This window comes from Cedecea selenatireducens, assembly GCF_042138895.1.
GTDB lineage: Bacteria > Pseudomonadota > Gammaproteobacteria > Enterobacterales > Enterobacteriaceae > Cedecea > Cedecea selenatireducens.
In genome coordinates this window covers 66,227-74,779 of sequence record NZ_JBHIKW010000016.1, presented here as the reverse complement: position 1 = coordinate 74,779, position 8,553 = coordinate 66,227, and the positions used below count along the sequence as shown (strand labels likewise).

Genomic DNA, 8,553 nt, shown 5'->3' with positions numbered 1-8,553 from the left:
GTCCGACACGGGCAAAAGGCTTTAAACGGCGGCGTAAGGATCGACGATATCGACCTGAAGATTGGCCGCTTTAAGCTGCGCCAGGGTTTCCTCGCTAATCGCCGCGTCGGTAATCACCCGGTTGAAGCGTGCAATTGGGCCTAGCGTATAAGGGTGCATGTTGCCAAACTTGCTGCTGTCCGTCAGCACGATAGCCTCGCTGCCTTTCTCCAGCACCGAATTCACCACATCTGTACGTAGCATATCGCGCCCGGTAAAGCCGGTTTCAGGCAAGAAACCGTCGATGCCGATAAAGGCTTTACTGAAATGCAGCTGCTGGATGAACTGGCGGGTGAGCGGGCCGACCATACTTTCGCTTTTCTTCTGATAGATACCGCCGACCAGAATCACTTCGCAGTCGGTGTCTTTCAGCAAGTGGGCGATGTAGCTGCTGACGGTGATCAGCGTGACCTTTTTCTGCTCTGCCAGAGTACGGGCGAGAAGAGCGTTGCTGCTGCCGTTTTCGATAAACACGGTTTCACCGTCGTTCACCAGCGAAGCGGCATACTGCGCAAGCTGAAGTTTGAGGGTGTAATTGTTCATCATACGGGTTTCAACGTCGTCGCTATCCAGCGGGACGGCAAAACCATGGGTGCGACGCAGGTAATTATTTTTTTCCAGCAGGTTTAAATCCTGGCGAATGGTGACTTCTGAAACGCCGGTTGTTTTCGCCAGAGAGGCGACGCTAACCCGGCCCTGATCGATAACCATCTGCAGAATAATTTGTTGTCTTGAGTTCATGTCAGCCAGTAGTCAGGCGGCGGGATTAACCGCCGCCTTCTCGTCAAAGAGTATGTTCCGTGCGGGCTATAATATCATCCTGAGCGTCAGGAGATAAGGCAGTAAAGAAGGCCGAGTATCCTGCTACCCTGACCACTAAATCACGGTATTTATCAGGGTTTTGTTTTGCCTCAAGCAGCGTTTCGCGGGAAACAATGTTGTATTGAACGTGCCAGCCCTTGTGTGCTTCAAAGAAGGTGCGCAGCATAAACATTAATTTTTCCCGGTCGCGCGGGTTATCCAGCGTTGAAGGGTTTAACTTTTGATTGAGTAAAACGCCGCCGAGGATTTTATTGGTTGGCAGTTTGCCCACGGAGCTGATAACCGCCGTCGGGCCAAGGTGGTCGGTGCCTGACGCAGGGCTTGCTCCTTCTGCCAGCGGCGTGTTGGCCTTGCGCCCGTCAGGTGTCGCCATCGTTGCGGCACCAAACGGCACGTTAGCGGAGATAGAGGATGTTCCCGCGTAGTAGGTCCCGCCAATCGGGCCCCGGCCAAAGCGCGTGTTGTGGTACTGCTTCAGCTCGTCGATATAAGTTTGGTAAGCACGAGCCAGCAGCATATCCACTTCGTCATCGTCATTACCGTACTTCGGCGCGCCGTTGATTAACCGCTGCCGGAGCTGCTCGCCGCTCAGCCCGGCAAAGTCGTTGGCGAGGGCATCCGCCAGCTGTTGTTGGCCAATAATTCCCTGTTCGAAGACCAGTTTCCGCACCGCTGAAAGGCTGTTTCCGAGGTTAGCAATCCCAACCTGAAGCCCTGAAACCCAGTCATATCGGGCGCCACCTTGCTTAATGCTTTTGCCACGTTCAATGCAATCATCCACCAGCGCGGAACACAGAATGTCATGCGCGTTTTCTTCCAGAACCGTGTCGACAACGCACTCGATTTCGATGGATTTTTGCGTGTAGTAGCGAATTTGCCGATCCCAGGCAGCCAGCACTTCGTCAAACGAGGTGAAGTTGCCTTCGGACAGCGCCTTTTGCTGAGGAAGAAACACCTTACCGCTGGTGGCATCGCGGCCATGTTCAAGGCTGGCCAGCATTACGCGGGCAAAGTTAATGAAGCTCATGCCGGTACAGCGGTAGCCCCATTTCCCGCCGACTGCCGTTTCAATACAGCCGATAGCCGCGTAGTCATAGGCATCTTCCCGGCTGACGCCGATCTTTATGAATTCGTCGATGACAATCTCATCGTTATTAAACGCCGGCATCCCGAACCCGCAGCGAATAACCTGCACGCACGCATCGAGGAAGTCGTTGCTCATGCCTGCATGGTAGCGAACGCTGAGGTTAGGCTGTGTGGAACGCAGGCGGCCACAGGACTCAAGAATCGCGTAGGAGAGCGGGTTGACGGCATCCACCGCTACGCCGTGGATAAGCGTCTGTCCACCGATGGTGACGTTCTGGTAAAGCGGGCTGCCAGCGGAGGCTTTTGAGTGCGAGCCGGAGCGAATTTTATTCACCTCAAGCAGCTTCAACCAACAGCTTTGCAGCAGCTCAATCGCCTGTTCCCGACTGGTTGTTTGCTGCAGTTCAACGTCCCGGCGATACCATGGATAAAGGTACTGATCCAAACGCCCGAATGAAACGGAGTGGCCGTTGGACTCAATCTGCAGCACCAGCTGAATGAAGTAGCTCAGCTGCAGGGCCTGCCAGAAGGTGACCGGCGGATTGCTGGCGATATGCTCGCAGTTATCCGCAATCGCCAGCAGTTCATCTCTGCGTGCCTCACGTGTCTCGTCTGCGGCCATTTTCTTCGCCAGCGCTGCGTAGCGCAGGATATGGTCGCCCAGGGCGACAAAGGTCATGTCGATAGCCTTGAGGAACTGCTCTTTATGCAGATCGTCCCAATCGGTCAACTGCAGACGCCCACGCCGCTCCGCGACTTTCTCGCGCAGGCCACTGATACCGAGTTCCAGCAGCAGCGGGAAGTTAACCGCCAGATGAGCATCGCCTGAAGTCATGTTGCCTTCGGCTTTAACGATCCCGGTAGCCAGCAGCGCTTTTTGTTCGTCGGTAAACATCCCGTAGCAGCGATCCTGTACCGTCTGGCCGCGCCACCACGGGCAAATTTCATGCATCACGGCTTTATCCGCTGCGGAAATCGAGAACCCGGCCCCGGGACGATCGCCAAGCTCGTCTATTTCGCTCTCAATCCAGCCAACGGTATATTCCGGGAAGAAGGGCGCGCCTCGTACGTGGCTTGCCTGGTTCCCGACGATAAGTTCGTCATGCTTGATCCAGATAGTTCGCTCGGCCAGGTGATGAGCCAGCGCCATCGCACGACGAACCGGCAGCGGCTTGTCCTGATGCTGCTGATAAACGGCGGTGTAGTGGCTCGCTCGTTCGGTGCAAACCGGCGGTTTAACGATATGGATCAGCGCTTCTTTATGCGCCTTGATGCGTGGGCTGAGCAAATTCAGGTTCAGTTCGGTCATGATGATTATCCTCTAATCCAGGCGGTCATGCCTTTTTGGCTGGCGTACTGTTCGGCAAATTGAAGAAGTTCGGGCGCATCGAGCGGTTTGCTGGCGGCCAGATAGGGCTGACCCAGCAGATGGTATTTATTGATTCCTAAGGTGTGATAGGGCAGAAAATGGATGGACTTCGCGCCAATCTCGTCGGCGGCAAAATCGCTGATGGCGCGAATAGAGCCTTCATCAGCGTTAAAGTCGGGAATCAGCGGTACGCGAATGGTCATTTCTACATTGCGAGCCGCGAGCCTGCGGAAATTATCCATTACGCGTTCAGCATTGCCGTCGGTCCATTGCTGAAAGCGCGCTTTGTCTACGTGTTTGAGGTCGGCCAGCAGCAGATCTAAAAAGGGCAGCGAAGGCTCAATGTATTTCCACGGTACGTGCAGGCAGGACTCCACGGCGGTATTCAGGCCGGCATCTTTGCTGAGCTGCAACAACTCTTTTGCCAGTTCTGGCTGCATAAAAGGTTCACCGCCGGACAGCGTAATACCGCCGCCGCTTCGGGCGTAAAAAGGCTTGTCGCGCAGCACGGTAGCCATGATGGCCTCCGCCGTTTTTTCTTCTCCACAGACGGTTAAAGCCTGCGTTGGGCAGCAGTCCCGGAGCGCGTTTACCGTGCCTTCGTTAAGCCTGCCGCGAGCGATGATCAACTCATCTCCAACACGAGAAACGGAATCTGGTGCGGCCTGCTGGCAAAGATCGCAGCCGGAAAGGCACAAGCGGCGGTCCAGCAGGACGTCGCATTTCCGGGCGCGACTTTCAGGATTCTGGCACCAGCGGCAGCCCAGAGAGCATCCTTTCAGGAAGACAACCGTGCGGATCCCCGGGCCATCGTGGGTAGAGTAACGCTGAATATTGAACAGCATGAGATATTCTCTTTTTGCTTTCTTTCGTAAATTAAATTACTTTCGAATGAAAAGTTATATTGATATTGATCAGCTAAACAATCGACAGTCAGGTTATGATGCCGGCAGTGAGAGATGACTCTAATTCTGGAGAGCGTAATGGAACTGTATTTAGATACCGCTGATGTTGCCGCCGTTAAGCGTCTGGCCCGGGTTCTGCCGCTGCAGGGCGTAACCACCAACCCTTCCATCGTTGCCAAAGCCGGGATTTCCCTGTGGGAAGTCCTTCCTGCCTTACAGGATGCGCTGGGCGGCGAAGGCAAACTGTTCGCGCAGGTAATTGCCAGCCAGGCTGATGAAATGGTGAAAGAGGCGCAGCTGTTAACGACGCGGGTGCCGGGGCTGGTGGTGAAGGTGCCGACCACGCCGGAAGGTCTTGTGGCGCTTAAGCAGCTGAAGTTACTGGGTATTCCAACGCTGGGTACGGCAGTTTATGGCGCGGCGCAGGGGCTGCTGGCCGCGCTGGCGGGAGCTGAATATGTTGCGCCGTATGTGAACCGTCTGGATGCGCAGGGCGGAGACGGCATTCAGATGGTGCAGGATTTGCAGCAGCTTTTAACGCTGCATGCGCCCGACTCGAAGGTGCTGGCGGCCAGCTTCCGCACGCCGCACCAGGCGATGTCATGCCTTCTGGCCGGCTGTGAAGCTATTACGCTGCCTCTTGATGTGGTCGAACAAATCCTGGTCACCCCGGCGGTAACGGCGGCGATTGGCGGATTTGAGAAAGACTGGCAGGGCGCGTTTGGATCGCTAACGCTGTAGTCTGAAAAGCCACCGTCCTGCGCTGGCATTTACGCAGTTGGCGTTCGTCAGGTGGCAAAACGCTGGAGCGGATTCGGCGCTGATGTATGAAAGTGAAAAGCAGCCTTTGTGACGGGCTGCTTTTATTTCTTAACGCGTTAGATTTCCCAGGGCGATTTTTTTTGCTCGCCGTCGCTTTTATTCCCGTCGTTATTTACGCTCAGCAATTCGGCTTTGAGGATCTCAAGGTTATTTATCGCGGAGGCATAATCTTTAGCGACCAAAATATCCAGCACGGTATCAATACGTTTGGCAAGCTGCTGCGGATCCAGTGTTGGCATTGTTAATCCTGTCGGTAATGGCGAGTGAATCATTCGTCCATAATGCAAAAAATAGCCGCTAAAGAGAAGGGCAGACGGTGAAATCCTCGCCTTATTCTTCAATAAATTATCGAACAACATATAAGCATTAATTATTAATCTCGGCTCCACATTCATCAAACAACAGCCGTGGATTAGTCTGATCCTGCGATTACCGCACATTCATTTTATGAGGATCTGGCTATGACAGTTATCAACCAACCAACCTGCAAACTCTTTACCGATACTGCACGTTTCACACAACTGTCTGGATATTACGAAGAAGAACGCCGTACCGTCTGGATGATGCTTCGTGCCCGCCCGCGCCCCTGCTTTAATCACGGACTAATAGAGGAAATCATGAATCTGGGATATATCGTCCAGAAGGCCGGATTTAAAGTTGATTTCTGGGTCACCGGCTCGCTGGTCCCCGGAATGTACAATACCGGCGGCGATTTGGGCTTTTTTGTTGAAACGATTCGGAACGGGCGTCGTGAAGCGCTGCGTGCCTACGCACGGGCCTGCGTTGACTGCGTACACGCTGCGTCCCGTGGTTTTGATACCGGTGCCATCAGCCTGGCGATGGTGGAGGGCAGCGCGCTTGGTGGAGGATTTGAGGCGGCGTTAGCACACCATTTCCTGCTGGCACAGCGTGATGCCAGACTGGGTTTCCCGGAAATTGCCTTCAACCTGTTTCCCGGCATGGGCGCTTATTCTCTGGTGGCGCGCCGTTCCGGGATGAAGCTTGCTGAAGAGCTGATTTATAAAGGTGAGTCACACACGGCAGAATGGTACCACCAGCATGGCCTGGTGGATCAGCTGTTTGAGCCGGGTCAGGGATACCTGGCCACGCGCACCTTCATCGATACCCTGCAGCCTAAGCTAAACGGCGTGAAGGCGATGCTGCGCGCGCGGCAGCGTGTTTTGCAGCTGCCGCGTTCGGAGCTGATGGATATCACCGAAGACTGGGTGGACGCCGCATTTTGCCTTGAGGCCAAAGATCTCGCCTATATGGAACGACTGGTGCAGCTTCAAAACCGCCACACCTCGACGGCTTTGCGTAAAGCAGGCTAGCGCTTTGTTCTGGCCTGATAGCGCTTAAACCATCGCTCGAATACGGCTGCGGGCATTGGTTTGGCAAACAGAAAACCCTGCCGTTCGTTGACGCCGTTCTTGGTAAGAAAGGCGTCTTCTTTTTGGTTCTCCACGCCTTCGGCGATCACCTGCAAATTCAGCGCCTGCGCCACGGCAACAATGGCTCTCACCAGCGACTGGGACACTGAATGCTTATGCACGTCGCGCACAAAAGACTGATCCAACTTGATGGCATCGATAGGGAAGCGGGCCAGCTGCGATAACGACGAATAGCCGGTGCCGAAGTCGTCAAGGTGAACCTGCGCGCCCAGCTGGCTGAACTGCTTAATCACCGACAGCGCCAGCACCTCGTTTTCGATGAGGCAGCTTTCGGTCAGCTCAACGTCAATCGGGCAGTATTCAAAATTCAGATCCTTCAGCGCCTGCTTAAGATCGCTAAAGATGGTCTGGTCGGCAAGCTGACGGGCGGAAACGTTGACCGCCACGCGCAAATTAATGCCTTTATCCCGCCATTTTGCCACCTGCTGCACGACGCTAACCATCACCCAGCGCCCAAGGGGCACAATCAGGCCAGATTCTTCGGCGTAGGAGATAAAGCCCTGGGGAGGGATCAGCCCGCGTTCCGGTGATTGCCAGCGCACCAGGGCTTCCAGGCTACGGATTTCACCGCGCCAGGTCATTTTCGGCTGGTAATGAATAACCAGCTGATCGTTATCCAGCGCTTTACGTAAATTGGTGTCCAGCCACAGATACTCAAAGACCCGCTGGTTCATCTCCGGAGAGAACACGCAAAACTTGCCGCGGCCGCTCTCTTTGGCGGTGTACATCGCCGTATCGGCATTGCGAATCAGATTTTCGCGCTCGTCGCCGTGCTGCGGAGCCAGGGAAATACCCAGTGAGCAGCCGCTGTAGACCTCAATCAGGCCAATCCTGAACGGCTGTTTCAGGCGAGTTAAAATGCGGGAAGACATCGCCTCGAGCGAGCCCTGCGAGGTGTTGGTCGCCAGCACGATAAATTCATCCCCGCCGAGGCGAGCCAGCACCTGGCCTTCTTCAAGGCAGCTTAAAATCGCCAGCGAAACGGCCTGCAGCAGCTGATCGCCAAACATGTGGCCGTAGGCATCGTTCACTTTTTTAAAGTTGTCGAGATCCAGATAAACGATGCCGACCTGGGTATCCCCACGTTTTTCTATGGCGTCGGTTATCAGGTCATAAATTGCGTTGCGGTTAGGCAAGCCGGTGATGGTATCGGTGTTGGCCAACACCCGCAGGCGCTCCTGAGCCCGACGCTCTTCGGTGATGTCGGTGCCGGAGCAAATCAGATAGATTTCGTTTTTGCCGCTGCCGCTGTGCACAAACTTATTGCGGAACAAAAACAGCCGCTGGCCCTTGCGGGTTTTTACCCAGCGCTCAACCTCATAGGAGCTGCCGTTGCGAAAAAATCCGCTGATATTGCGCCTGGAGGCGGCGGCTTCACTGCGGCTCATAAACAGCTTAAAAACGTTCTGACCGATAACTTCATGCTCTTTCATCCCGGTGTACTCTTCGCTTAGCCGGTTGAAACGCTGAATATTTCCCTGCTTATCAAGAATGACTATCACCGAATTGGCTTCGGAGACGACCTGTTCGGCAAAAGAGAGGCCCTGCACCAGGTCTCGTGCCACCGAATGGGTATCGTGCCAGGCCGAGGCGGTGCCTGCCCATTCACGTTTAGACACTTTGCGGCCAACCATATGCACCGGCACCTCAATGCCGAATAGCGACAGAGACATGGTCAGGCTGGAGGTGATCACCGTCATCTGCCGAATCTCGTCGGCCTGGGCGGCTTCCAGCGCCACGACCTGACCGGTGTCTGAATCCTCGCTGGCCGCCAGCTGTAGGGCATTACTGTCAGCCGGTAAACGCCAGTATGGGCTGGTAGTCCCCAGATAACGATAAAGCAGGTTCTGCTCCAAATCGTCTTTCATTCTTGCTCCTGAGCCTCAGGGAAAAATATCACCTAAATCTACTATTTATAGTAGCAATAGAAAGCCGATGTTAAAGCCCCGTTAAAGAGGAAAAGATCTTGTTTTTGCAGAGAATGTGCAATATATCGACACAATGAGATCGCGGGTATAAAAAAGCCGGGCAGAGCGCCCGGCTTTGTGGGGTTAAATCA

Annotated in this window: 7 protein-coding genes; 2 read left to right on the top strand and 5 right to left on the bottom strand. The window is 54.6% G+C overall.

The window, feature by feature from the left end:
* Positions 1-21: 21 nt before the first annotated feature.
* Genes yciT through ACE38U_RS20075 form a run of 3 tightly spaced genes read right to left on the bottom strand, consistent with a single transcriptional unit; the run spans position 22 to position 4,161 of the window.
* Entirely contained in the window at positions 22-780 is a 759-nt protein-coding gene (gene yciT, locus ACE38U_RS20085; protein WP_038471945.1) for a DNA-binding transcriptional regulator YciT, read from the bottom strand.
* A 43-nt stretch (positions 781-823) separates the two neighbouring features.
* The gene (locus ACE38U_RS20080; RefSeq protein WP_375530418.1) at positions 824-3,256 is read right to left on the bottom strand and encodes a formate C-acetyltransferase/glycerol dehydratase family glycyl radical enzyme; all 2,433 of its coding nucleotides are present in this window, start codon (positions 3,254-3,256) and stop codon (positions 824-826) included.
* A 5-nt stretch (positions 3,257-3,261) separates the two neighbouring features.
* Complete coding sequence (locus ACE38U_RS20075) at positions 3,262-4,161, bottom strand: glycyl-radical enzyme activating protein (protein ID WP_375530417.1); 900 nt, start codon at positions 4,159-4,161, stop codon at positions 3,262-3,264.
* 138 nt (positions 4,162-4,299) lie between these two features.
* On the opposite strand from ACE38U_RS20075, the gene fsa reads away from it, so the two are divergent.
* Positions 4,300-4,962, top strand: a complete 663-nt coding sequence (gene fsa, locus ACE38U_RS20070) for a fructose-6-phosphate aldolase (protein ID WP_038471954.1) — start codon at positions 4,300-4,302, stop codon at positions 4,960-4,962.
* Positions 4,963-5,099: 137 nt separating this feature from the next.
* Here the strand turns inward: fsa and yciZ are convergent, their stop codons facing one another.
* Positions 5,100-5,282: a protein YciZ/DeoL gene (yciZ, locus tag ACE38U_RS20065; RefSeq protein WP_038471957.1), complete on the bottom strand. Its 183-nt coding sequence runs from the start codon at positions 5,280-5,282 to the stop codon at positions 5,100-5,102.
* 222 nt (positions 5,283-5,504) lie between these two features.
* On the opposite strand from yciZ, the gene ACE38U_RS20060 reads away from it, so the two are divergent.
* Positions 5,505-6,374: a crotonase/enoyl-CoA hydratase family protein gene (locus tag ACE38U_RS20060; RefSeq protein WP_038471959.1), complete on the top strand. Its 870-nt coding sequence runs from the start codon at positions 5,505-5,507 to the stop codon at positions 6,372-6,374.
* On the opposite strand, the gene pdeR is transcribed toward ACE38U_RS20060, so the two are convergent.
* The gene (gene pdeR, locus ACE38U_RS20055) at positions 6,371-8,362 is read right to left on the bottom strand and encodes a cyclic di-GMP phosphodiesterase (protein ID WP_038471962.1); all 1,992 of its coding nucleotides are present in this window, start codon (positions 8,360-8,362) and stop codon (positions 6,371-6,373) included. The genes ACE38U_RS20060 and pdeR overlap by 4 nt on opposite strands.
* Positions 8,363-8,553 lie beyond the last annotated feature (191 nt).